This is a genomic window from Vibrio sp. Vb1554 (assembly GCF_033344235.1).
Genome location: NZ_JAWPOJ010000251.1, coordinates 1 through 1,261, shown reverse-complemented (window position 1 = coordinate 1,261; position 1,261 = coordinate 1). Strand labels below are relative to the sequence as shown.

Here is a 1,261-nt window from a genome sequence, read left to right as displayed (position 1 = left end):
TGGAATCAATCAAGCAACAGGTAGAAGTTCTATTGGAACCAGAACCTCAACTTCTGCCTGCCGCAATGGCAGAGCGTTTAGGTGTGACAGAATTTGATGTTGTCGCAGCACTGCCGCAAGAGATGATTGCGATTGCTCCGGGCGAACAAGCGCAAACAATCCTTGAAAGCCTAGTTGGCTTTGGCCCAGTGACGACGATCGTACACTCCTTCGGCTCCATTTTCGAAGTGAAAGCGCCTTTTCCGAAAGGCAAAGTTGCGCGTGGTTATTACAATCTAATGGGGCGAGAAGGTGAGCTGCATGGTCACCTCAAATTGGATAACGTGAAAAATATCGCGCTGGTCAGTAAACCGTTTATGGGACGTGAAAGTCACTACTTTGGCTTTTTCTCTGAATGCGGCAGCAATATCTTCAAAGTGTACTTAGGGCGTGATGAAAAACGCGAACTTATTGCTGAGCAGGTAACGGCGTTTCGTACCATGCAAGCTGAGCTAAATCAGTAACAAAGACAGCCAGTCGTCGCGGCTTTTACATTCAAGGGTGTGAGAAGTCGCGACCACGAACATACATAACCGAACTAGAATTCGGGACAAATAAATAGAAATAAAGTCAGGTATCAATATGGATCAACAAGTTAAACAAGAGCGTTTGCAAGGCCGTCTAGGGCCAGAGATAAAGGAATTTCGTCAGGAGCGCCGTACTTTACAGCTTGCAACGGTAGACAGCGAAGGCCGTCCGAACGTAAGTTACGCGCCTTATGTTCAGAATCAGGAAGGTTACTTCGTTTTGATCTCTCAGATTGCTCGCCATGCTCGAAATCTGCTAGAAAATCCAAACGTTTCACTGATGATGATCGAAGATGAAGATTCATCTAAACAGCTTTTCGCACGTAAGCGTCTGACGTTTGATGCGGTCGCAACGGTTGTTGAGCGTGATACTGAAATGTGGCAATTGGTCGTTGGTCAGATGAAAGCGCGTTTCGGTGACATCATCGACGGTCTAAGTCAGCTTGAAGACTTTGTACTGTTCAACCTAAAAGCTGAGAAAGGTTTGTTCGTAAAAGGGTTCGGTCAAGCGTATCAAGTCTCAGGCGATGACTTGGTTGATTTTGTGCATCTACAAGAAGGCCACAAGAAAATCGAAAACGCCTAATGCGGACGTCGTTTTTATGATTACTAAGAGGGAGTTAGGTTATACTGGCTCCCTTTTTTACATTGGAACAACAGCATGAGACCTGTAAGCAAGGAACTGAGCGAGATCT

At 45.8% G+C, this 1,261-nt stretch carries 2 protein-coding genes; both read left to right on the top strand.

Annotation, left to right across the window (positions count from 1 at the left end; all coding sequences use genetic code 11):
• A partial coding sequence (gene hutX, locus R8N28_RS25410) for a heme utilization cystosolic carrier protein HutX (protein WP_318183681.1) occupies window positions 1-503 on the top strand: 503 nt, incomplete at its 5' end.
• 118 nt (window positions 504-621) lie between these two features.
• Window positions 622-1,152, top strand: a complete 531-nt coding sequence (gene hutZ / locus R8N28_RS25405; protein WP_005488117.1) for a heme utilization protein HutZ — start codon at window positions 622-624, stop codon at window positions 1,150-1,152.
• The last annotated feature ends 109 nt before the right edge of the window (window positions 1,153-1,261 follow it).

Coding starts and splice junctions, on each gene's coding strand:
- hutZ (WP_005488117.1), top strand. CDS start 622: ATGGATCAACAAGTTAAACAAGAGCGTTTGCAAGGCCGTCTAGGGCCA.